We start from the raw sequence: 22,495 nt of genomic DNA on the forward strand, positions 1-22,495 counted from the left end.
AACGGATCAGTCACGCACGTAAATGATTTCCGGACCGTCTTCGTCATCCACATCTTCTTCGTCCCAGTCATCGTCGCCGATGTCATGGACCGACTTCACGCCGCTGCGACGCAGCGCACGCTTGTCGTCCAGCGCCTGCAGTTGCGCGCGAGCCTCGTCTTCGATGCGCTGATCGAGATCGGCCAGCTCTTCCTTGTAAGCAGGATCTGCGGCCAGGCGATCGGCGCGATCTTCCATGTAACGCATGATGTCGTGGCACAGACGCTCGGTACCGATCTTGGCAATGGCCGAGATCACGTAAACCGGACCAGTCCATTCCAGGCGATCAACGATTTCCTTGACGCGCTCTTCGTGGTCCTCTTCGAGGATCTGGTCGCACTTGTTCAGTACCAGCCAGCGATCACGCTCCGCCAGGGACGGGCTGAACTTGATCAGCTCGTTGACGATCACTTCGGCGGCATCCGGTGCACTGGAATCATCCAGCGGCGCCATGTCGACGAGGTGCAGCAGCAGACGCGTACGCGCCAAGTGCTTGAGGAAGCGAATGCCCAGACCAGCACCGTCGGAAGCGCCTTCGATCAGACCCGGAATGTCGGCAACGACGAAGCTCTTCCAGCGATCAACGCTGACCACACCAAGGTTCGGCACCAGCGTGGTGAACGGGTAGTCGGCAACTTTCGGCTTGGCGGCCGAGACCGAACGGATAAAGGTACTTTTACCGGCGTTCGGCAAGCCCAGCAGACCGACGTCAGCCAGCACTTTCATTTCCAGTTTCAGGTCGCGCTGCTCACCCGGCTTACCCGGCGTGGTTTGACGCGGCGCACGGTTGGTACTGGATTTGAAACGGGTATTGCCCAGACCGTGCCAACCACCCTGTACAACCATCAGCTTCTGGCCAGCCTTGGTCAGGTCGCCAATCACTTCCTGGGTAGCGGAGTCGATCACCGTGGTGCCGACCGGCACGCGCAGGATCAGGTCTTCACCTTTTTTACCGGTGCAGTCGGTGCTGCCGCCGTTGGAACCACGCTCGGCATCGAAGTGCCGGGTGTAACGGTAGTCGACCAGGGTGTTGAGGTTTTCGTCAGCCATCATGTAGATGGAACCGCCGTCACCACCATCACCGCCGTTAGGACCACCGTTTTCGATGAATTTTTCCCGACGGAAACTCATGGCGCCATTGCCGCCATCACCAGCCTTTACGCGAATCGATACTTCATCAACAAACTTCATAACCAACGCCTCTCGCCATACGGACGAGCCGAAAAACAATCAAGACATAAGACTCTTGCAAAAATGAGCGCAGCGACCCCAAAACACGACCTGCATCGCACGCCGACAGCCCATACAAACAGTTTTGCAAGAGACTCACCCCACAAACGAAAAAGCCCCGTCGCGAGACAGGGCTTTTCCAGCGATCGCGCAATTAAGCTGCGACAACGCTCACGTAACGGCGGTTGAACGCGCCCTTTACTTCAAACTTGATCACGCCTTCGATTTTCGCGAAGAGGGTGTGATCCTTACCCATGCCAACGCCGTAGCCAGCGTGGAATTGGGTGCCGCGCTGACGCACGATGATGTTGCCCGGAATGATTTTCTGGCCGCCATACATCTTAACGCCAAGGCGTTTGGCTTCTGAGTCGCGACCGTTACGGGTACTACCACCAGCTTTTTTGTGTGCCATGAGTCAATTCTCCTAGTGAGGAATTAGGCTGAAATTAAGCCTGAATACCGGTGATTTTGATCTCGGTGTACCACTGGCGGTGGCCCATACGCTTCATGTGGTGCTTACGGCGACGGAACTTGATGATGCGGACTTTATCGTGACGACCTTGGGAGATCACTTCAGCCACAACGGTAGCGCCAGCAACAACTGGAGCGCCGATATTCACGTCGTCGCCATTGGCAACCAACAGAACGCGATCAAAGGTAACGGATTCGCCGGTAGCGATTTCCAGTTTTTCGATCTTCAGGTATTCACCTGGGGCGACTTTGTACTGCTTGCCGCCAGTAACGATTACTGCATAAGACATGGTATTTCTCCGATAATCCTGCTCACCCAGCTCTTTATAAGAAGAGGTATTGGCTGGCATGGCTGCATAAGGCTGGATGGCCCGTTGCAATTGCGTAAGGCAGGTGCTGCCCAGGAAGTTCAGGGTGCGCGATTGTACGCAAGGCGCGGCAGCCTTGCAAGTAGCCGTCCATCGCGCCTTGACAGGTCTGGACGGGGGTCCTAGCATGCCGCGCAACCCTTCTGGAGCGACTCTCGCTGATGCAACCCCAAGCTTTCTACCGCGCGGTGGCGGACGATTTTAGCGCCGTCGACGGCATCATCAAGAAGCAGCTGACTTCCCGAGTACCGCTGGTATCGAAAATCGGCGATTACATCACCTCGGCCGGCGGCAAGCGTCTGCGTCCTTTATTAGTGTTGCTGTGTGGCAAGGCCCTGGGTCGCGAAGGCGACGACATGCGCCTGTTGGCCGCCACCATCGAATTCCTGCACACCGCGACCCTGCTGCATGACGACGTCGTCGACATGTCCGGCATGCGCCGTGGCCGCTCGACCGCCAACGCCATGTGGGGCAATGCCCCGAGCGTGCTGGTCGGTGACTTCCTGTATTCGCGCTCGTTCGAAATGATGGTCGAACTGGGCTCGATGCCGGTGATGAAGATCCTCTCCCAGGCCACGCGCATCATCGCTGAAGGCGAAGTGTTGCAACTGTCCAAGGTGCGCGACGCCAGCACCACGGAAGAAACCTACATGGAAGTCATCCGCGGCAAAACCGCGATGCTCTTCGAAGCTTCGACTCACAGTGCTGCGGCTCTGGCCGGTGCTACCGCCGAGCAGAGCGAAGCGCTGCGCACGTTCGGTGATCACCTCGGCGTGGCATTCCAGCTGGTCGACGACCTGCTCGACTATAAGGGCGACGCTGAAACCCTGGGCAAGAACGTCGGTGACGATCTGGCCGAAGGCAAACCGACCCTGCCACTGATCTACACCATGCGCGAAGGCACGCCGGAACAGGCTGCGCTGGTGCGCCAGGCGATTCAGAAAGGCGGGATCGAAGACCTGGAAAGCATCCGCATTGCGGTGGAGGCGTCCGGTTCGCTGGAGTACACCGCGCAACTGGCCCGCGATTACGTGGCCCGTGCGATCAAGTGCCTTGAGGCACTGCCAGCCAGTGAATACCGCGACGCGCTGGTTGAACTGAGTGAGTTTGCGGTCGCGCGTACGCACTGATATCGCTGTAGCAAGATCAAAAGATCGCAGCCTTCGGCAGCTCCTACAGGGGTTGTCGGGGCTGCGATTTTTGCTTTTGACTGCCTGAATAGCTAAAACCCTATACAATGTGCGACTTTTAGCGATCCACACTCAAGGAGCCTTAGTGAGCACGTTGCCACCCTGCCCGAAATGCAATTCCGAATACACCTACGAAGACGGTACTCAACTGGTGTGCCCGGAGTGCGCCCACGAATGGTCCGCCAACGGCGAAGCCGAAGTGGCGTCCGATGACACCGTGAAGAAAGATTCGGTCGGCAACGTCCTGCAGGACGGCGACACCATCACCGTGATCAAGGACCTCAAGGTCAAGGGCACCTCCCTGGTGGTCAAGGTCGGCACCAAGGTCAAGAACATCCGCCTGTGCGATGGCGACCACGACATCGACTGCAAGATCGATGGCATCGGCCCAATGAAACTCAAATCCGAGTTCGTCAGAAAGGTCTGAATCTGCTGTCATCCATCCCGCGCCAGCCGTGGGATGGAGCTTCGCCCTCCCCCGCTCTGCCCCAGTAAAATCACGCAATAGCCAAACGCCAGCCGTTTTGACCTTACGCAATCTTTACCCGGAAAAATCCACAATCTGCCAATAGGCGCTTGCTATTTCGATAATAAGAATTATTCTCATCAAACACCTTCAATGGAGATGAGAACCATGACTTATTTGATCGACGCCTGGCTGGATCGCCCACACCCATACCTCAGAATCCTCCATCGGGAGACTGGCGAAGTCTGTGCGGTGCTTGAAGAAGAAGCCTTGCATGAGCTGCAGGATCAAGGGGATCTGGATGTCAGCAGCCTGAATTCCAGCGAACCTTTGGTGCTCAAGGAACTGGTACGCAATCTGTTCCTGTTCTGCTATGCCCGGGCGTTGCGCCCGACCCATGAGCTGCATCACAAGATCGAAGTATGAGCATTAATACAAAACCTGTGGGAGCGAGCTTGCTCGCGAAGGCCGCAACTCGAGTCTTAAGTTAGATCGAGTCGCCTGCATTCGCGAGCAAGCTCGCTCCCACAAAGGTCTTACAAAACGTCCAGCAGCTCGACGTCGAATACCAGAACGCTGTGCGGCGGGATGCTGCCAACGCCTTGAGCGCCGTAAGCCAGTTCGCTCGGCACGTACAGACGCCATTTGCTGCCGGCATTCATCAGTTGCAGGGCTTCGGTCCAGCCAGCGATCACGCCGCCAACCGGGAATTCTGCAGGCTGGCCGCGCTCGTAGGAGCTGTCGAACACAGTGCCGTCGATCAGGGTGCCGTGGTAGTGAGTACGCACTTGGTCTTCACGGGTCGGCTTGGCGCCTTCGCCCTGAGTCAACACTTCGAATTGCAGGCCGGAAGCCAAGGTGGTGATGCCGTCGCGCTTGGCGTTTTCAGCCAGGAAGGCCAGGCCTTCGCCAGCAGCGGCTTCAGCTTTGGCAGCGGCTTCTGCTTGCATGATTTCGCGGATAACCTTGAAGCTGGCGGACATCTCTTCTTGGCCAACACGGCTTTCCTTACCGGCGAAAGCGTCGGTCAGACCAGCCAGGATCGCGTCCAGGCTAACGCCCGGTGGCGGGTTGTCGCGCAGCTGATCACCCAGCTGACGGCCGATACCGTAGCTGACGCGGGTTTCGTCGGTGGACAGATTTACTTCGGACATGACACTGCTCCGCTGTGCGGACGGCCACAAGACTTGCCGTGCGAGCACAGCGCGTCCCGGCGCGCCCGGAACCAAAAGGGCGAGCAGACTAGCACAGATGCTCAGGCGATGGCGCGCAAGGCCTACAGGGCCGAACGCCAGGCCAGCGGCACTTTCAGGCTTTCCTCGCTGCTAGGGCCCAAGCCACACATTTCATCGTGTACCGAGGTGTGTACGAGGTTGAATGGCAGCACCGGAAAAGCATGCAGCAAATCCCGCGCATGCTCCACCGAACGCAGGGTCAACATGTTGCCCTTGAGATCGCTCAATGGATACGCCGCCCCATGCATCCGAGCCTCGAGCAGATAAATTCCGCCTTCCATGGAGATCAGGTTCAGCTCATCGACCTTTCTGGCGATGGCAAACGCATTCAACTCTTGCAGGTTCATGAACGCACCTCGTGCAGTGGCGAGTCAGGACGTCTACAGGGATATGCCCGCGCGTCCCAAAGCACAAGCCACAAACGACACCGCCCGTCTGTTTCGCAACAGACGGGCGGTGTTTTTGCAGCAATCAGCAATCGATCAGTGCTTGGTGACCTTGTCCAGGTAACCCATGGCGAACGCCGAGACCACGAAGGTCATGTGGATGATCACGTACCACATCAAATGCTCGGGATCGACGTTCTTGGCATCCATGAAGATGCGCAGCAAGTGGATCGAGGAAATCGCCACGATCGACGCGGCGACTTTCATCTTCAGCGACGACGAGTCCATGGTGCCCAGCCAGCTGAGCTTCTCTTTGCCTTCGTCGATGTCCAGTTGCGAAACGAAGTTCTCGTAACCGGAAATCATCACCATCACCAGCAGACCGCCGACCAGCGCCATGTCGATCAGCGACAGCAGCACCAGAATCAGATCCGACTCGGCCATGGCGAACACGTTGGGCAGGATATGAATGATTTCCTGGAAGAACTTCAGCGCCAGCGCCAGCAGCCCGAGAGACAGCCCGATATAGATCGGCGCCAACAGCCACCGCGTGGCATACATTGCATTTTCGATAAAGCGTTCCATTGAATCTCACACCGGGGGCTGGAAATGGCGGCGAGTATACCAGCCACCTGTGACCGCCATAAACCGCCCGGAAATCCGCCACCTGCGTGTGTGTGTCAAAGTTTTTCTGCTAGTGTCCAAACCATTGACAGCCCCGTGACAGTGGACAGGACGCGTAGAAATGGATGTGCGATTGCCGATAACGACTGCCGGAATTTGCCTTGCCCTGCTGCTGGGCGGTTGCTCGCCCGACGACGAAAAACACGCCGCCAGCCTTGAAGAAAAAACCACGAAGTTCGAACAGTCACTGGACGCCGTCACCGACCCCAAGCTCAAGGACGCCATCAGTGAACTCGGCGGATCATTGCTGTTACTCCAGCGCGCGCAGTTGAAACTCGACAGCATCCCGGCGAAAACCGAATACGGTGAGGACGCCCTCGGCGTGCTCAAGCACTACCCGACCCCACAGGCGCTGGTCGACACCTTCATCAACGGCCTGTTCGTGCTGCACAAGGACTCCAGCTCCGACTACCTGACCGATCTGCAACCGGTGTTCCCTTTCAACCTCAACATTCCCGGCGGCTTCCTGTTCCCCCATGGCGTGGAATGGCAATCGGTGACCCTGAGCAACAAACGCGTCATTAGCTATCAGCCGGAATGGTCGGAAACCGATCCCGGCATTCAGCTCAGCCCGTCCAGCTCCAACGTCACCAACCCTGATGACCTGACGGTGACTTACCCGTTCATTGACGGCCTGAACGTCGACAAGAAAAGCCTGCCGCAACCGGTCAGCCTGCAGGGCAAGCTTGAAGTCATCGCGCCACGTCGTTTGTACAGCTTCGATTTGACCCAGAAAGACGTCGGCCAGACCCGCACCAACGACAACCTCAGCGTCAAACTGCTGAAGCTGGAAAAGAACTACGCCGAAGTCGAATTCAGCAACAACCTGCCGCTGGCCCCGGAAGTCGCCGAGGCGCAGCTCAATCCAATGATCGCTCAGGCCCGCGATACCACCGGGCAATATCTGGTTCGCGCCGGCTCGATCAACGAAAGCCCGGAGCAGGTGGCGTTCTACGAACAACAACTGGCGCACCTGCAGCGGCAGAAAACCTGGAGCGATACTCTGGAAAAACAGCTGACAGACGAGCAACAGGCCTTCGAGCAAAAGCACCCGCGCCGCTACAACAAGGTCTATTTCAACGGGCCGATCGAAACGCTGGAAGTCAGCGTATTGGATTTCTCTACGGTGACCGTGAGCCGCAAAGCGCTGGATCTGCCGATTCGCGCATTCAATCCGCACACCACAGACAAAGCCATTCAGCCGCTGGATCTGCCGGTGACGGTTTATGACGATCTGGCGGCCAACTGGCTCAAGGGCGCGAGCCTGACGGAAGAACAATTGAAGGCCGGCGTGCGCATTCACCAGTCCGTCGAGGAACCGAGTGCCGCACGTATCGAGTTCTCCCACCGCCGCACCTTCAACGATGAGTTGCTCGGCGGCGATTTCAACCCCGGCCAAAGCCCGGTGACGTTCTTCACCGAAAAACACAACGGCAAACTCGACGAGCCGATCGAACTGCCACCCGAGGCTTACCAGATCGATCCGTTGCGCGCGACGATTACCTACGATTTGAATCTGTTCCCGGAAACGCCGGCGATTGCGGTCGGTTCGATGCCGTTGTTTCTAGCCACCGTCGCCAGGCAGGCGTACGACGAAAAGTCGCTGCCCAAAGGTCTCGAGATCAAGAACAACACGCTGCTGGTGGACCTGAAACTGTTCCCGCCCAACGAGTATCGGTTTTTCGTCAAGGACGACAGCGGCAACTACTTGAAGGAAATTCTTTCGGTCAGCCACGATGCCAGCGCAGAGGGCCCGGCTCTGGTCGGGGTGCATTATTTCTACGGCCGCCCGACTCGCGTGGAAACCTATCAGCGCACCGACCTCGCCACCGTGCAATATGGCTTCGAGGTCAAACTCGACAAGGCGCAAACAGCCGACGCGGCGCCCTAGCTGTTCAGGCTGCGACCACGTCCACCGTTGATCTGCCGCAACTGGGCTTGCAGGTGCAGGCTCCAGATCTGCGGATCGTTGGCCAGTTCGTAGCCGTGCAGCGTCAGACTCTCGACGATGGTGTCGAGAATCGACTCGGCAGCAATCGGTCCGTGAAACGGGCCCTGGGCTTTGATGGCGGAAGGTTGTTCGCCAGCCATACCGGCCGCGAAGAGCAGCGTCCACATGCCGTTATCGCCGGCCAACGGCTTGATGGCGCATTCGATTCGGGTCACAAGACCCAGACATTGACGGGTGAGGCAGAGGTTGCGCGACATGGCGGCGACCCTCGGTGAAGCCGGTATTCAGCCCCCACGGGAGGACTGGCTCGATCCAGTGATACTGTCGATATCCTTGAGCTGAGAATAGAAGAAAAGCGCGCCGCACAAACCGAATCAGACCAGAAGGCGCCGAATGGTCATTGTGTGAAGTTTGACGTCAGAGTAGTGGCGAATTTCCGGAAGATCCCCACAAAGCAAATGTAGGAGTGAGCCTGCTCGCGATGGCGGAGTGTCAGGCAACTCATTTGCCGACTGACACACCGCTATCGCGAGCAGGCTCACTCCTACAGTTTGTCCGTGCCAGGCTTAAGCCGGTTTGGCTTCGGCCAAAGCTTCCTGGGCCAACTCCTTCTCAGCTTCCTTCAGGTCTTCTTCGCTGATCATCTCGGCGATGTCGCGCAAACGCTCCACCACCCGTGCGTTGATACTGCCTTCCGGGAATTCGCCATCGGCATTCGGCTCACCCGCCGGTTCACCGACCAGCAGGCTCAACGCCTCGTCGGCCTGACGCACCGCGTAAACGTGGAACTGCCCGGCACGCACTGCCGCCAGCACTTTCTCATCAAGCATCAACGTGGCGACGTTGGCCTGCGGAATGATCGCGCCCTGCTCGCCGGTCAGCCCGCGTGCTTCGCAGAGACGGAAGAAGCCCTCGATCTTCTCGTTGACCCCGCCCACCGCTTGCACTTCGCCGAACTGGTTGATCGAGCCGGTGATCGCGAAGCACTGCTTGAGCGGCGTCTTCGACAGCGCCGAAATCAACGTGCACGCCTCGCCCAGCGACGCACTGTCGCCATCGACGTAACCGTAGGATTGCTCCAACGCGATGCTCGCGGAAATCGCCAGCGGGAATTCCTGGGCGTAACGGCTGCCCAGATACCCGGTGAGGATCATCACGCCTTTGGAGTGAATCGGCTGGCCGAGGTTGACCTCACGCTCGATGTCGACGATACCGCTGCCACCCGGGTACACCGTGGCGGAAATCCGCGCCGGCACGCCGAACGCCGAGTCGCCGACTTCGAGCACGGTCAGCCCGTTGCACTTGCCGACTGCCGCACCATCGGTGTCGATGAGGATGATCCCGGCGAGCATGTCATCGAGAATCCGCGCCGACACGCGACCAGTACGCGTGGCTTTGGCTTTCAGCGCACGTTCGATATGCCCGGCATCGGTCATTTCATCGCCGGCCAGATGACGGATGAAGTCCGCCTCGCTGACCAGTTGGAACAGATCGCCAATGCGCGCCGACAACCGCCCCTGATGCTCGGCCAGCCGGGCGCTGTAAGTGGCCAGACGCGCCACCGCATCGGCGGTCAACGGTGCCATGCCTTCTTCCGAGGTACGGGTTTTCAACAGCTGAGCGAACTGCTCGAGGCTCTCGTCGACCATCGGGATGTCTTCGTCGAAATCAACCAGAACGCGGAACATCTCCTGGAAGTCCGGATCGAGGTCTTGCAGCGTGTAGTACAGCGAGCGCGCACCGATGATGATGACTTTGACCTGCAACGGAATGTGCTGCGGGTTGAGTGTCACCGTGGCGAAACGGCCCATCTCGCCGAGCGGCGATTCCATTTTCAGCTTGCGCGATTGCAGGGCGCGTTTCAGCGCATCCCACACGAACGGCTCACTGAGCATTTTTTCCGCTTCAAGAATCAGGAAACCGCCGTTGGCACGGTGCAAGGCACCCGGACGCAACTGGCGATAAGTGGTGTAGAGCGCGCCCTGATCAGTGGTGTATTCGATACGACCGAACAGGTTTTCGTAAGTCGGGTGCGGCTCGAACACCACTGGCGCCCCACCGCTGGCCGGATGGCCGACCACCAGACTCGGAGCGTATTGCTCTTCCAGCAGCTTGCGCGCAACGGCGTCGGTCTTGCTGTCGTCGACCAGTTGCTCGACCACGGTTTTCAGCAAGTACACCTGCATGGCTTGCAGATAACCGCAGACTGCTGCGTTCTCCGCGTACTTCTCGGACAGCGGCGACAGCAACGGCTGCAAGGCCAGGGTGATGGTTTCTTCGTTGAGCGAGCGCAGTTGATTGTTCGACTCACGCTTCCACTGCGGCAGGCTGGCGAGCTCTTCGTTCAGGCGCTCTTCGAGACCGGAGATGTCTTCGTGGAAACGCTCACGATCGGCTTCCGGCAATTGGGCGAATTCGGCTTCGTCCAGCGCTTTGCCGTCGAGCATTGGCGTGAAGGCGATGTTGCTGCTGTCGCGGTAAAGGGCAACGTCTTTTTCCAGTGCCAAGCGCTCGATGATATCGAGGGCCTTGTCGTAGCGCTGGTTGAAGGCGCGGTCGATGGCGCTTTTCTTTTGCTGGTAGGACGGATGCTCGAACACCGCTGGAAACGTCGCCAGCAAGTTATCGATCAGGCCGTTGATGTCACCGATGAACGCGCCGGCAGTGCCCGAAGGCAGCTCCAGTGCGCGAGGTTCGCGCGGTTCATCGAAGTTATTCACGTAGACCCAGTCCGCCGGGGTCTGCAGGCGTTTGCCTTCGGCCTTCAGGTAGCGTTTGACGAACGAGAAACGGCCGGTGCCGGGCTCGCCCATGACAAAGACGTTGTAACCGGGGCGTGGCATCGCCACACCGAACTGCAAGGCTTCGACCGCGCGTTCCTGGCCGAGCACACCGCGAAAGGGCTCCAGATCATTGGTGGTAGTGAAGCTGAACTGTTCAGCGGAAAACGGACGGGTCAGCGCTTCGGGCGCAAGACGCAAGCTGGCAGCAACAGGATCAGGCATCGGGCTTCCTTAACAATCAGGCGGGGCAGATAGCGGCATTCTGGCGCTGCCCGTGCCCCACTGGCAAGGCGCGCCATGTGACAAAGCATAGACAACCTGGCAACCCAGCGGCACGCCCCCGGAAACCGGGGTTTATTCCAAATATTTTGCAAAAACTCACGGAACCCCTGGAACGTGCCTAAACTCCAAACTGCGCGGCTGGAACTAATACCGGCCCACTGGCTTCGTTTGGATCTGTTTCGTACAGAGCTTGGGGGGCCAGAACCCTGTCCATTGGTATGCACACAAAGAGAACAAAGCTATGAAACGGATTCTTCTCGGTACTCTCTTCACCGCTGTATCCATCAACGCAATGGCGCAAGCTCCAGGCGGCCCGGATTGCGGTTGGGGCAACATGCTGTTCGAAGGTCAGCGTGGCACCCCAGCTCACTTCCTCGCTTCCACCACCAACGGCACTTCCGGTAACGCGACGTTCGGTATGACGTCCGGCACCAACGGCTGCTCGACCAACGCATCGCTGACCTACGGCGGCAAATCGTGGTTTGCCATGAATGGCATGATGAACGAGCTGTCCGAAGACATGGCCAAAGGCAACGGCGAAGCGCTGACGACTTATGCCGTGGTACTGGGCGTGGCGCCGGAAGATCGCGCGCACTTCGCCGCTGTGACTCACGAGCACTTCCAGCAGATCTTCAGCAAGGCTGACGTGACCGCTGAAGACGTGCATACCAACACCCTGGCCGTACTGAAATCGGATCCTCGTCTGGCCAAGTACGCAACTCAGGCTTAAGCTCGACCCCCACCCGCTTCTTTCGGGAAGCGGGTTTTGTTTTTTCGGCCCGCCCTCCTTGGGTCTTTATTTCTTTCCTGTTCAAGTTGCCGACTATGCTCAAACGCCTTGCCTGGCTGGCGCTCTGTGTCTGCGCCCCGCTGTCCGCCGCGCCTCACATCGACCCTCAACGTTTGCAGCAACTGGCCAACGACCGCTTCTGGATTTCCCTCGGTCATTACGAAACCGCCAAGCTTGGCGGCTGGCGCAGCTATGTCAGCGACAAGAAGTTCTTTCTCGCGCCCGATGGCAATGAACATCCCGATCATGAACTGGCAGCCACCGTGCAAGCGCTGTACGCCCCGGCCAGCCTCGGCGAGCAACACGCGCAATGTGTTTATCCGGCTCGCACGCGCTGGCTGAAAGCACAGCTGAATCTCAGCGATCTGCCGACGCCCGAATGCGCCGAGTACAAGAAGTGGTTCAAGGATGTCTCGCCGCACAGCGCGGTGATGATCTTCCCGGCGGCGTATTTGAACAGTCCGTCATCGATGTTCGGCCACACCCTGCTGCGCATTGATCAGGCCGATGTACAGGCCGACAAGACTTCGCTGCTCAGCTACGCAATCAACTTCGGCGCCTACATCGAAGGTTCGGACAACAGCATTCTGTACGCCTGGAAAGGTTTGATGGGCGGCTATCCGGGGCTGTTCGCACTGGTGCCGTACCAGGAAAAACTCTCGGAATACCGCAGCCTCGAAAACCGCGACCTGTGGGAATACCGACTCAATCTGACGCAAGAAGAAACCGCGCGCATGGTCGAACATGTGTGGGAGTTGAAGCAGATCCAGTTCGACTATTTCTTCTTCGATGAAAACTGCTCGTACCGTTTGCTCGAGCTGCTGCAAGTCGCCCGACCAAGTCTGCGCCTGACTGAACAATTCCCGCTGACCGCGATTCCCACCGACACCGTCAAAGCGGTGAAAGAAGCCGGGCTGGTGGAAAGCATTGAATACCGCCCTTCCCGCGAGCGCGAACTGCTCAGCCGCGCCGAGCCTTTGACCGGTGATGAACAGGATTGGGTGCTGAAGGTCAGCGCCGATCAACAGGTGTTGCAAGAGCCGACATTCAAAGCCCTGCCGCGCGATCGTCAGGCGCTGATCATCGATGCGGCGTATCGCCTCGAACGCTACCGCGCCAACGGTCAGGAGCGCGATCCGCAACGGGCGCAGCGCAGTTTCGAACTGTTGCGGGCGATCAACAAGAACCCCGCCCCCGAGCTGGACATTCCGCAGCCAGGCTTGCCTGAAGACGGCCACGAATCGCGCACCTGGCAGGCCGGTCTCGGCACCCGTGGCGACCGTGCGTTCGGTGAATACGGCTTGCGCATGGCCTATCACGATCTCAACGACAACGCTGAAAGCTTCCCGCTTGGCGCGCAGATCGAGATCCTGCAGATGAAGTTGCGCCAGTACGAAGGCAATCACTGGCAGTTCCAGCAACTGGATCTGGCGACGATTCGTTCGCTGACGCCGCGCAATGAACTATTGCAGCCGTTGTCGTGGCAGGTCACCGGTGGTCTTGAGCGTGTACCGGGCAAACATGATGACGAAACGCTGGTCAGCCACGTCAATGGCGGCGGCGGTGGTACGTGGGCGCTGGGTGACGATGTGCTGGGTTTTGCCCTCGGCACCGTGCGGGTTGAACACAACAATGATTTCGCCGAGTTCGTGTCCCCCGCCGGCGGCTTCAATACCGGCGTGCTGTGGAAAAACCCGCTGGGCAATCTCAGCCTGGAGGCCAAGGGCGATTACTTTTTCAACGGCGAAGTGCGCCGTAGTCTGAGTTTGAATCAGCAGTGGGAGTTATCGCGCAACCTTGGCTTGCGCCTGAGTGCGCAGCGCGAGTTTAGCCACCTCGCCACGCCTGAGACGGAAGTCATGCTTGAAGTGAAGTGGTATCACTACTGATCCCGAACACGTCCCCCTTGTAGGAGTGAGCCTGCTCGCGATAGCAATTCATCAGTCACTGTGGCGGTGACTGATACACCGCTATCGCGAGCAGGCTCACTCCTACAGGGGATTTGTGGTGCTCAACGAATTACTCACATGCCTTTCACCAACGCTCGACGAATCACCTTCTAGACTTTCCCCATAAGCCGGACAACCGGCTCAGGAGAGTGCAATGTGGCGGTGTGCGGGATTGTTGGGTGTTTTGCTGTTGTTGGGCGGTTGCCAGTCGACCCACGAAGATCTGATCGCCAAAGGTTATCCACCGGCCTTCGCCGACGGTTTCGATGATGGTTGTGTCAGCGGTCGCCAGGCGGCCGGTTCGATCAGCGGCGAGTTTCGCAAGAACGTGCCGCGCTACCTCAAGGACAAGCAATACGCCGAAGGCTGGACCGACGGTTTTCGCCAATGTCAGGCGATGCTGGAAAACAAGGGGCGAGAAGAGTATCGCAACGAACACTGGGACGAACGCGAGCGCGCCTGGCAGCAGCAGAAAGATCAGGACGCCGGACGGGCTTATCGCTCGCCATAGGTCGCTCCCAGACATCCAGTGAAACCAAATGCCTGCGAGCATGGCCCAAACCTCATACGAGGAGGAATTCATGAGCCGTGCTTTCGTCAACGAAGACAACGCCGCCGCACAAGCCGATCAGCCGGTCGAACGGCAGGTCAGTGAGCAACCCAATTACGTCACCGCGCAGGGGCTGGAGCAGTTGCAGGCGAAAGTCGCCGAACTACAAAGTCTGCATGCAGAACAAACGGCCAAAGGTGAACAAGCCGACAAACAACGGCTGGCGGATCTGCAAAGGGACTTGCGCTACTTCAATCAGCGCCTGAGCAGCGCGCAAGTCGCCGTCGCAGCCACGTCCAGAGACAAAGTGCAGATCGGCAGTTGGGTGACCTACGCCGACGAGCACGATACCGAGCGCCGGGTGCAACTGGTCGGTGAAGATCAGGCCGATGCCAGCAAGGGCCTGATCAATTGGGGCTCACCGCTGGGGCGGGCGCTGCTCGGTGCCCGGCTCAACGACGAGGTGCTGTGGCAGCGCCCCGCCGGCGATCAAGTGATTGAAGTGATCCGCATCGAACCGGCTTAAACCACACCCTGCGCCAACATCGCGTCGGCGACTTTGACGAAGCCGGCGATGTTCGCGCCTTTGACGTAGTTGATCCGCCCGTTCTCTTCGCCGTAATGCACACAAGCGTGGTGGATCGACTGCATGATCGCGTGCAGCTTGCTGTCGACCTCGCCCGCCGTCCACAGCAGACGCATGGCGTTCTGCGACATCTCCAGACCACTCACCGCCACGCCGCCGGCATTGGATGCCTTGCCCGGTGCGAAGAGAATGCCGGCCTCGATAAAGATATCCACAGCCTCCAGCGTGGTCGGCATGTTCGCGCCTTCGGCCACGCACACACAGCCATTGCGCAACAGCGTGCGCGCGGCTTCGGCGTCGAGTTCGTTCTGCGTGGCGCACGGCAGCGCAATGTCGCATGGCAGCGACCATGGCAACTGACCGGCGCGGAATTCCAGACCGAACGCTGTCGCCAGTTCGCTGATGCGCCCGCGTTTGACGTTCTTCAACTCCAGCAGCGCCGACCACTGTTCTTCGCTCAGGCCAGCCTCGCAATACAGCGTGCCTTCGGAGTCGGACAGGGAAATCACTTTGCCGCCCAGATCCATGACTTTGCGCGCCGCGTATTGCGCAACGTTACCGGAACCGGAGATCGCCACGCGTTTGCCTTCCACGGTCTGTTCGCGGCGCTTGAGCATTTCTTCGGCGAAATACACGCAGCCGAAACCGGTGGCTTCCGGACGAATCAGGCTGCCGCCGTAGGTCATGCCTTTGCCGGTGAGGACGCTGGTGAACTGATTGCTCAGGCGCTTGTACTGGCCGAAGAGGAAACCGATCTCGCGCGCGCCAACGCCGATATCACCGGCCGGCACGTCCACGTCGGCGCCGATGTGGCGGTACAACTCGCTCATGAAAGCCTGGCAGAAACGCATGACTTCGGCGTCGCTCTTGCCCTTCGGATCGAAGTCGGCACCGCCCTTGCCGCCGCCCATGGGCAGCGAGGTCAGCGAGTTCTTGAAGGTCTGTTCGAAGGCGAGGAATTTCAGCACGCCCAGGTTCACCGATGGATGGAAGCGCAAGCCGCCCTTGTATGGGCCGATGGCGCTGTTCATCTGGATGCGGAAACCGCGATTGACCTGGACTTTGCCCTGATCGTCGACCCACGACACGCGGAACACCACGGCGCGCTCCGGCTCGCAGATGCGCTCCAGAATCCCCGAAGTCAGGTAGTGCGGATTGGCTTCGAGAAACGGCCACAGGCTGCGCAACACTTCTTCGACGGCTTGGTGGAATTCGGGTTGATCCGGGTCGCGTTTTTTCAGGCGGGCAAGGAAGGATTCGACGGATTCGATCATGGAAAAAGTCTCGGCAAATTTATTGTCGTTGGAGGAGATTGGGCCGGACTGTAACAAACGAATTGCGCACTGGAACAGAGCAAAATGTCGCAGTTATGAAATTAAATGGTGCACAGGATATAAATCAGGCTGGTTTTTGGCTCTGATTTGCACCTGAATGGGGAGAACAAATTTGATTCATGCACCAACAGCTATACCGCCATCGCTGGCAAGCCAGCTCCCACAGTTTTAGCGGCGTTCACACAATCCGGACATAACACAATCCCTGTGGGAGCTGGCTTGCCAGCGATGAATCCACCTCGGTCCCGCTGACAAAAACCGGGCAAAAAAAACGGAGCCCGAAGGCTCCGCTCTTTATGCAACCAACCCGATATCAGGCCAGTTTCTTGTGACGTACCCGGTGCGGCTGGGCAGCTGCTTCGCCGAGGCGTTTCTTGCGATCCGCTTCGTACTCGGTGTAGTTGCCTTCGAAGAAGATCGCTTGCGAGTCGTCTTCGTACGCCAGGATGTGTGTCGCCACGCGGTCAAGGAACCACCGATCGTGAGAGATCACAATGGCGGCGCCCGGGAAGTCCAGCAGGGCTTCTTCCAGGGAACGCAGGGTTTCAACGTCGAGGTCGTTGGACGGTTCGTCGAGCAGCAGGACGTTACCGCCCTCCTTCAGAGTCAGCGCCAGGTGCAGACGACCGCGCTCACCACCGGAGAGGTCCTTGACGAACTTCTGCTGATCGCCGCCCTTGAAGTTGAAGCGACCGACGTAGGTGCGCGACGGGATCTCGTAGTTGCCGATGCGGATCTGGTCGGAACCGTCGGAGATCTGCTGGAACACAGTCTTGCTGCCATCCAGGTCGTCGCGGCTCTGATCGACGCAGGCCAGTTGCACGGTTTCGCCGACTTCGATGCTGCCCGAATCCGGTTGTTCCTTACCCATCAGCATGCGGAACAGGGTCGACTTACCGGCACCGTTACCACCGATCACACCGACGATGGCGCCTTTCGGCATCGCGAACGACAGGTTGTCGATCAGCACGCGATCGCCGTAGCCCTTGGTGACGTTCTTGAATTCGATGACCTTGTCACCCAGGCGCGGACCGGCCGGGATGTAGATCTCGTTGGTTTCGCTGCGCTTCTGGAATTCCTGCGATTGCATTTCTTCGAAGCGTTGCAGACGCGCCTTGGATTTCGACTGGCGGGCTTTCGCGCCTTTGCGCACCCACTCCAGTTCTTCCTTCATGGCTTTTTCATGAGCCGACTGCTGCTTGGATTCAGCGGCCAGACGATCGGACTTGGCTTCAAGCCAACCCGAGTAGTTGCCTTCGTACGGAATGCCCGCGCCGCGGTCGAGTTCCAGGATCCAGCCAGCGACGTTGTCGAGGAAGTAACGGTCGTGCGTGATCGCTACCACGGTGCCCGGGAAGTCGTGCAGGAAGTGCTCCAGCCACGCAACGGAATCGGCGTCCAAGTGGTTGGTCGGTTCGTCGAGGAGCAGCATGTCCGGGGCGGACAGCAGCAGACGGCACAGGGCCACACGACGTTTTTCACCACCGGACAGGTGCTCTACTTTCGCGTCCCAGGCCGGCAGACGCAGCGCATCGGCGGCGACTTCCAGTTGGCGCTCAAGGTTGTGACCGTCGCTGGCCTGCAGGATCGCTTCGAGCTTGGCCTGTTCAGCAGCCAGTTTGTCGAAGTCGGCATCCGGGTCGGCGTAGGCCGCGTAGACCTCGTCCAGACGCGCTTGCGCATCCTTGATCACGCTGACCGCTTCCTCGACCACTTCACGCACGGTCTTGGTCGGATCAAGTTGTGGCTCTTGCGGCAGATAACCGATATTGAGGTCCGGCATCGGACGGGCTTCGCCTTCGAACTCGGTGTCGACGCCCGCCATGATTTTCAGCAGCGTGGACTTACCCGAACCGTTGAGGCCGAGCACGCCGATCTTGGCGCCGGGGAAGAAGGACAGCGAAATGTTTTTGAGGATTTCCCGCTTCGGCGGAACAACTTTGCCCAGCCGATGCATGGTGAAGACGTATTGAGCCATGGAGAACCTTGGGGCAGTGACAGATGAATGATTGCAGCGCAGGCGAAGCCCGGCCAGACCATGCGCGTCGTTCACTTGATGGTTATCAATGCGTGCGCGCTGAAAAAGTCTGAGTCTAGGAGCTGGAACGCTCCCGCGTAACCGGCAAAGCTACCTGATTGACCAGTGGCAGTCCAGCCGAGCGGGGCTGGCACTTCGCCACAACTCAAGGCATGCTAGCCGCCCTCTGGGCGTCCGGCATATAGTGCACGTCGCGCCAGTCCAGCCAAACCGCAGGATTACAGCTTGTCCAACGTTACCCCGCCAGCTTCTGTGAGCGCGTCCAACCCGGCGACCGGCTCGCCCCTGCGCGGAACATTAAAGGGCGCGCTGGCGACGCTGGTGCTGTTGCTGCTGGCCTTGCTGTTCTGGCAGCTGCTCGATCAGTTGCGCGAAACCCAGAAAAACCAGCGCCAGTACACCATCGACTACACCGCCGACCTCGCTTCGCAGGTCAGTCTGAACATGGCGCTGAATGCGCAAATCGCCCTCAACCTGCTACCGATCGTCGAGCAGCCGCAGTCAGCCGACGAACAGCAGGCCTTGCTGCGCAAGCTCCAGCAGTCGCTGCCCGATCTGCGCAGCATGGCGTTGCTGAGCCCTTCCGGGCGGATCCTGAGCGACAGCGCCGCCGACAGCCACGACGCCGATTACCTCACCGAACTGGTCCGGCGCAGCCGCGCCCAGGCGCACTATTTCAGTAACGCCGACGATGGCTCTGTGGTGCATTTGTTGCTACATCAGGCCAGCGGCAGCAGCCGTGGTTATTGGGCCTTGCGCCTGACGCCGACGTTCTTCGACTCGCTGACCAAACAGGGTGACACCGGTCTGCGTCCGCTGTGGCTGGTGGAAAACCGCCTCAACCATCAGATCATCAGTCGCGACGAAGCGCTGCCTTCGGCCAAGCCCGGCGTGCTCACGCCAGACGATCTGGGCAACACCGTGCTGACCGTGCCGCTGAGCAGCAGCGACTGGCAACTGCGTGGTTTGTTCGACCGTCAGCGCGTTCTCGAAGAACTGTTGCCGGCGTTCATCGGCAAATGCCTGCTGGGGCTGGCGTTCTCGATGCTACCGGTGATTGCGTTGCTGAACATGCGCCGCCGCCAACGCCAATTGCATGAAGGTCGTCGGCGCTACCAGGACATCTTCGAAGGCACTGGCGTGGCCTTGTGCGTACTCGACCTGTCGGGCCTCAAGCAAACATTTGACAAGGCGCAGATCCAGACCAGCGATCAGCTCAAGGCCTGGCTCGACCAGCCGCAGCAACGCCAACAGTTGCTGCAGGAATTGCGCGTCACCGAAGTCAACCAGGTCGCGCTGCAACTGCTCAACGTCAATTCCTGCGAACACGCCTGGCAACTGCTGATCGACGGCCATCCGCACCGTCACTGCGCCATCGGCAATCAAGTGCTCGACGCCGTGCTCCAGCAGCAAAAACAGCTGGAACTGGAAATCAAACTGCCGGACATCAATGGTCGCGATCAACACCTGTGGATGGTCTTGCGTCTGCCGCAAGAGCAGCACGATTACAAAGCGGTGATCCTCAGCATCAACGACATCACCAGCCGCAAACTGATCGAACTGTCGCTGCTCGAGCGCGAAGGTTTCTGGTCGGACGTGGTGCGCACTGTGCCGGATCATCTGTACGTGCAAGACGTGATCAGCCAGCGGATGATTTTCAGCAACCACCACCTCGGCCAGACGCTCGGTTACAACCGCACCGAACTGCACCAGATGGGCGAGTATTTCTGGGAAATCCTCCTGCACCCGGAAGACGCCGACTATTACCACCGCTCGCGCCAGCAGCAGCGTCACGCCGGCTACAGCCAGTTGCTGCAATGCCAACTGCGCTTCCGTCATCGCGACGGCAAGTGGCGGCGTTTCGACATTCGCGAACAAGCCTTGGCCCGCGATAAACACGATCAGGTCACGCGGATCATCGGTGTGGCCAAGGACATTACCGAGCAGATCGAGGCCAGCGAATCCCTGCGCGACAGCGAACAGCGTTACCGCATGCTCGCCGAAAGCATCAGCGACGTGATCTTCTCCACCGACAGCAAACTCTCGCTGAACTACGTCAGCCCGTCGGTGCAAGCCGTGCTGGGCTATGACGCCGAGTGGATTTTCCAGAACGGCTGGCAATCGACCATCGCCAACCCGCAGCAACTGAGCGGCATCTACACGCTGATGGATCGCGTCAGCAAAGCCCTCGACAAACCCGAGCAACTGGCACTGTTGCGCAGCCAGGTGCAGACGCAATTGTTCCTGTTCGACTGCCTGCGCGCCGATGGCCGCAAGATCCCGATCGAGCTGCGTCTGGTGCTGGTGTGGGACGAGCATGGCGCGTTTGAGGGCGTGCTTGGTGTCGGTCGCGACATCAGTCAGCAGCGCCGCGCCGAAAAAGACCTGCGCATGGCCGCCACGGTTTTCGAGCACTCGACCTCGGCGATTCTAATCACCGATCCGGCCGGCTACATCGTCCAGGCCAACGAGGCCTTCAGCCGCGTCAGCGGTTACGCCGTCAGCGAGGTGCTCGACCAGTTGCCGAACATGCTCACCGTCGATGAGCAGCAGGACGCGCACCTGCGCTATGTGCTCAAGCAATTGCATCAGCACAGCACTTGGGAAGGCGAAGTCTGGATGAAGCGGCGTAATGGCGAGCATTACCCGGCGTGGGTCGGCATCACTGCGGTACTCGACGATGAAGGCGATCTGGCCAGTTACGTGTGCTTCTTCAGCGACATCAGCGAGCGCAAGGCCAGCGAGCAACGCATTCACCGCCTCGCCTATTACGACGCCCTGACCCACTTGCCGAACCGCACGCTGTTCCAGGATCGTCTGCACACCGCGCTGCAATCGGCCGAACGGCAGAAGTCGTGGGTGGTGCTGATGTTCCTCGACCTCGACCGTTTCAAACCGATCAACGACTCCCTCGGCCACGCTGCCGGCGATCGCATGTTGAAAGACATGGCTACGCGCCTGCTGGCTTGCGTCGGCGATGACGACACCGTGGCGCGCATGGGCGGCGATGAATTCACCTTGCTGTTGCAGCATCGCTCCAACCGCGAACTGGCGCTGAACCGGGCGATTCATGTCGCCGAGCAGATTCTTGCCAGTCTGGTCCGACCGTTCGTACTCGAAGGCCGCGAGTTCTTCGTTACCGCCAGTATCGGTATCGCCCTGAGCCCGCAGGACGGCAACGAACTCAGCCAGTTGATGAAGAACGCCGACACCGCGATGTACCACGCCAAGGAACGCGGCAAGAACAACTTCCAGTTCTACCAGGCCGACATGAACGCCAGTGCACTGGAGCGTCTGGAGCTGGAAAGCGACTTGCGTCATGCCCTGGAGCAGAACGAATTCGTCCTGTATTACCAGCCGCAATTCAGCGGCGACGGCAAACGCCTGACCGGCGCAGAAGCACTGTTGCGCTGGCGCCATCCGCGTCGCGGACTGGTGCCGCCGGGGGATTTCATTCCGGTGCTGGAAGAACTCGGACTGGTGGTGGACGTCGGCGATTGGGTGATCGACGAGGCCTGTCGCCAATTGAAGACCTGGCATCAGAACCGCGTGCGTGTGCCGAAGGTGTCGGTGAACATCTCGGCGCGGCAGTTTTCCGATGGCCAGCTCGGCACGCGAATCGCCACGATCCTGCGCGAAACCGGCTTGCCGCCAGCGTGCCTGGAGCTGGAGCTGACCGAAAGTATCCTGATGCGCGAAGTCAGCGAGGCGATGCAGATTCTCGCCGGGCTGAAAAACCTTGGGCTGAGCATTGCGGTCGATGACTTCGGCACCGGTTACTCATCGCTGAACTACCTCAAGCAATTCCCGATTGACGTGCTGAAGATCGACCGCACGTTCGTTGACGGCTTGCCGTCCGGTGAGCAGGACGCGCAGATCGCCCGGGCGATCATCGCCATGGCGCACAGCCTGAATCTGGCGGTGATCGCTGAAGGCGTGGAAACCCATGAGCAACTGGACTTCCTGCGCGAGCATGGTTGCGATGAGGTTCAGGGTTATCTGTTCGGAAGGCCGATGCCGGCGAGCAGGTTTGAGGCGCAGTTCAGCAATGATGCGTTGTTCATGTTCGACTGAACATCTGCGGTGCTGCCATCGCTGGCAAGCCAGCTCCCACAGGGACTTGCTGTGGATCAATATTCTCGGGCTGAAACCCAGACATTGTG

At 59.2% G+C, this 22,495-nt stretch carries 19 protein-coding genes; 9 read left to right on the forward strand and 10 right to left on the reverse strand.

Annotated elements, in window-relative coordinates:
* Positions 1–6 precede the first annotated feature (6 nt).
* From cgtA to rplU, 3 genes are all read right to left on the reverse strand, one after another.
* The gene (cgtA, locus tag AC3Y64_RS24050; RefSeq protein ID WP_064392401.1) at positions 7–1,230 is read right to left on the reverse strand and encodes an Obg family GTPase CgtA; all 1,224 of its coding nucleotides are present in this window, start codon (positions 1,228–1,230) and stop codon (positions 7–9) included.
* A 193-nt stretch (positions 1,231–1,423) separates the two neighbouring features.
* The gene (rpmA, locus tag AC3Y64_RS24055; protein WP_003176049.1) at positions 1,424–1,681 is read right to left on the reverse strand and encodes a 50S ribosomal protein L27; all 258 of its coding nucleotides are present in this window, start codon (positions 1,679–1,681) and stop codon (positions 1,424–1,426) included.
* A 34-nt stretch (positions 1,682–1,715) separates the two neighbouring features.
* The gene (gene rplU, locus AC3Y64_RS24060; protein ID WP_003176051.1) at positions 1,716–2,030 is read right to left on the reverse strand and encodes a 50S ribosomal protein L21; all 315 of its coding nucleotides are present in this window, start codon (positions 2,028–2,030) and stop codon (positions 1,716–1,718) included.
* Positions 2,031–2,269: 239 nt separating this feature from the next.
* Here rplU and AC3Y64_RS24065 point away from each other — a divergent pair, with 239 nt between their 5' ends.
* The 3 genes from AC3Y64_RS24065 (at position 2,270) to AC3Y64_RS24075 (ending at position 4,190) form a co-directional block, all read left to right on the forward strand.
* On the forward strand, positions 2,270–3,238 hold the full coding sequence (locus AC3Y64_RS24065) for a polyprenyl synthetase family protein (RefSeq protein ID WP_007909817.1): 969 nt from the start codon (positions 2,270–2,272) through the stop codon (positions 3,236–3,238).
* A gap of 145 nt (positions 3,239–3,383) precedes the next feature.
* Positions 3,384–3,725, forward strand: a complete 342-nt coding sequence (locus tag AC3Y64_RS24070; protein ID WP_489985480.1) for a zinc ribbon domain-containing protein YjdM — start codon at positions 3,384–3,386, stop codon at positions 3,723–3,725.
* Positions 3,726–3,932: 207 nt separating this feature from the next.
* The gene (locus AC3Y64_RS24075; RefSeq protein ID WP_489985481.1) at positions 3,933–4,190 is read left to right on the forward strand and encodes a PA4570 family protein; all 258 of its coding nucleotides are present in this window, start codon (positions 3,933–3,935) and stop codon (positions 4,188–4,190) included.
* 110 nt (positions 4,191–4,300) lie between these two features.
* Here the strand turns inward: AC3Y64_RS24075 and bamJ are convergent, their stop codons facing one another.
* From bamJ to AC3Y64_RS24090, 3 genes are all read right to left on the reverse strand, one after another.
* Entirely contained in the window at positions 4,301–4,918 is a 618-nt protein-coding gene (gene bamJ, locus AC3Y64_RS24080) for a BamJ family beta-barrel-assembly machinery protein (RefSeq protein ID WP_008078561.1), read from the reverse strand.
* A gap of 122 nt (positions 4,919–5,040) precedes the next feature.
* Complete coding sequence (locus AC3Y64_RS24085) at positions 5,041–5,346, reverse strand: DUF6482 family protein (protein WP_122592775.1); 306 nt, start codon at positions 5,344–5,346, stop codon at positions 5,041–5,043.
* A 135-nt stretch (positions 5,347–5,481) separates the two neighbouring features.
* Entirely contained in the window at positions 5,482–5,970 is a 489-nt protein-coding gene (locus tag AC3Y64_RS24090; RefSeq protein WP_016773116.1) for a TIGR00645 family protein, read from the reverse strand.
* A gap of 160 nt (positions 5,971–6,130) precedes the next feature.
* On the opposite strand from AC3Y64_RS24090, the gene AC3Y64_RS24095 reads away from it, so the two are divergent.
* On the forward strand, positions 6,131–7,960 hold the full coding sequence (locus tag AC3Y64_RS24095) for a hypothetical protein (protein WP_489985482.1): 1,830 nt from the start codon (positions 6,131–6,133) through the stop codon (positions 7,958–7,960).
* On the opposite strand, the gene AC3Y64_RS24100 is transcribed toward AC3Y64_RS24095, so the two are convergent.
* Both AC3Y64_RS24100 and AC3Y64_RS24105 read right to left on the reverse strand, forming a co-directional pair.
* Entirely contained in the window at positions 7,957–8,277 is a 321-nt protein-coding gene (locus tag AC3Y64_RS24100; protein ID WP_489985483.1) for a PA4575 family protein, read from the reverse strand. The two genes, AC3Y64_RS24095 and AC3Y64_RS24100, sit on opposite strands and share 4 nt — an antisense overlap.
* Before the next feature lie 309 nt (positions 8,278–8,586).
* On the reverse strand, positions 8,587–11,025 hold the full coding sequence (locus tag AC3Y64_RS24105; protein ID WP_064392387.1) for a Lon protease family protein: 2,439 nt from the start codon (positions 11,023–11,025) through the stop codon (positions 8,587–8,589).
* A 301-nt stretch (positions 11,026–11,326) separates the two neighbouring features.
* Between AC3Y64_RS24105 and AC3Y64_RS24110 the strand changes: the two genes are divergently transcribed.
* From AC3Y64_RS24110 to AC3Y64_RS24125, 4 genes are all read left to right on the forward strand, one after another.
* Positions 11,327–11,815, forward strand: a complete 489-nt coding sequence (locus AC3Y64_RS24110; RefSeq protein WP_007909797.1) for a DUF3015 domain-containing protein — start codon at positions 11,327–11,329, stop codon at positions 11,813–11,815.
* 95 nt (positions 11,816–11,910) lie between these two features.
* Entirely contained in the window at positions 11,911–13,764 is a 1,854-nt protein-coding gene (locus AC3Y64_RS24115; protein WP_489985484.1) for an Lnb N-terminal periplasmic domain-containing protein, read from the forward strand.
* Positions 13,765–13,978: 214 nt separating this feature from the next.
* Positions 13,979–14,335, forward strand: coding sequence for a hypothetical protein (locus AC3Y64_RS24120; protein WP_489985485.1), 357 nt, complete (start codon positions 13,979–13,981; stop codon positions 14,333–14,335).
* A gap of 70 nt (positions 14,336–14,405) precedes the next feature.
* Positions 14,406–14,900, forward strand: coding sequence for a GreA/GreB family elongation factor (locus tag AC3Y64_RS24125; RefSeq protein ID WP_489985486.1), 495 nt, complete (start codon positions 14,406–14,408; stop codon positions 14,898–14,900).
* Here the strand turns inward: AC3Y64_RS24125 and gdhA are convergent.
* On the reverse strand, positions 14,897–16,234 hold the full coding sequence (gene gdhA / locus AC3Y64_RS24130; RefSeq protein ID WP_489985487.1) for an NADP-specific glutamate dehydrogenase: 1,338 nt from the start codon (positions 16,232–16,234) through the stop codon (positions 14,897–14,899). The two genes, AC3Y64_RS24125 and gdhA, sit on opposite strands and share 4 nt — an antisense overlap.
* Positions 16,235–16,607: 373 nt before the next feature.
* A complete protein-coding gene (gene ettA / locus AC3Y64_RS24135) occupies positions 16,608–18,272 on the reverse strand; it encodes an energy-dependent translational throttle protein EttA (RefSeq protein WP_110720271.1) in 1,665 nt (554 codons plus the stop codon).
* A gap of 285 nt (positions 18,273–18,557) precedes the next feature.
* Between ettA and morA the strand changes: the two genes are divergently transcribed.
* The gene (gene morA / locus AC3Y64_RS24140; RefSeq protein ID WP_489985488.1) at positions 18,558–22,406 is read left to right on the forward strand and encodes a cyclic di-GMP receptor MorA; all 3,849 of its coding nucleotides are present in this window, start codon (positions 18,558–18,560) and stop codon (positions 22,404–22,406) included.
* The last annotated feature ends 89 nt before the right edge of the window (positions 22,407–22,495 follow it).

This window comes from Pseudomonas sp. 4CAES_32.4, from assembly GCF_058136335.1.

Excerpts from the sequence above, each read along its gene's own strand:
- ettA (WP_110720271.1), bottom strand. The coding sequence starts at position 18,272 with ATGGCTCAATACGTCTTCACCATGCATCGGCTGGGCAAAGTTGTTCCG.
- AC3Y64_RS24120 (WP_489985485.1), top strand. The coding sequence starts at position 13,979 with ATGTGGCGGTGTGCGGGATTGTTGGGTGTTTTGCTGTTGTTGGGCGGT.
- AC3Y64_RS24085 (WP_122592775.1), bottom strand. The coding sequence starts at position 5,346 with ATGAACCTGCAAGAGTTGAATGCGTTTGCCATCGCCAGAAAGGTCGAT.
- rplU (WP_003176051.1), bottom strand. The coding sequence starts at position 2,030 with ATGTCTTATGCAGTAATCGTTACTGGCGGCAAGCAGTACAAAGTCGCC.
- AC3Y64_RS24105 (WP_064392387.1), bottom strand. The coding sequence starts at position 11,025 with ATGCCTGATCCTGTTGCTGCCAGCTTGCGTCTTGCGCCCGAAGCGCTG.
- cgtA (WP_064392401.1), bottom strand. The coding sequence starts at position 1,230 with ATGAAGTTTGTTGATGAAGTATCGATTCGCGTAAAGGCTGGTGATGGC.
- bamJ (WP_008078561.1), bottom strand. The coding sequence starts at position 4,918 with ATGTCCGAAGTAAATCTGTCCACCGACGAAACCCGCGTCAGCTACGGT.
- AC3Y64_RS24095 (WP_489985482.1), top strand. The coding sequence starts at position 6,131 with ATGGATGTGCGATTGCCGATAACGACTGCCGGAATTTGCCTTGCCCTG.
- gdhA (WP_489985487.1), bottom strand. The coding sequence starts at position 16,234 with ATGATCGAATCCGTCGAATCCTTCCTTGCCCGCCTGAAAAAACGCGAC.
- rpmA (WP_003176049.1), bottom strand. The coding sequence starts at position 1,681 with ATGGCACACAAAAAAGCTGGTGGTAGTACCCGTAACGGTCGCGACTCA.
- AC3Y64_RS24090 (WP_016773116.1), bottom strand. The coding sequence starts at position 5,970 with ATGGAACGCTTTATCGAAAATGCAATGTATGCCACGCGGTGGCTGTTG.
- AC3Y64_RS24100 (WP_489985483.1), bottom strand. The coding sequence starts at position 8,277 with ATGTCGCGCAACCTCTGCCTCACCCGTCAATGTCTGGGTCTTGTGACC.
- AC3Y64_RS24065 (WP_007909817.1), top strand. The coding sequence starts at position 2,270 with ATGCAACCCCAAGCTTTCTACCGCGCGGTGGCGGACGATTTTAGCGCC.
- AC3Y64_RS24115 (WP_489985484.1), top strand. The coding sequence starts at position 11,911 with ATGCTCAAACGCCTTGCCTGGCTGGCGCTCTGTGTCTGCGCCCCGCTG.
- AC3Y64_RS24125 (WP_489985486.1), top strand. The coding sequence starts at position 14,406 with ATGAGCCGTGCTTTCGTCAACGAAGACAACGCCGCCGCACAAGCCGAT.
- AC3Y64_RS24075 (WP_489985481.1), top strand. The coding sequence starts at position 3,933 with ATGACTTATTTGATCGACGCCTGGCTGGATCGCCCACACCCATACCTC.
- AC3Y64_RS24110 (WP_007909797.1), top strand. The coding sequence starts at position 11,327 with ATGAAACGGATTCTTCTCGGTACTCTCTTCACCGCTGTATCCATCAAC.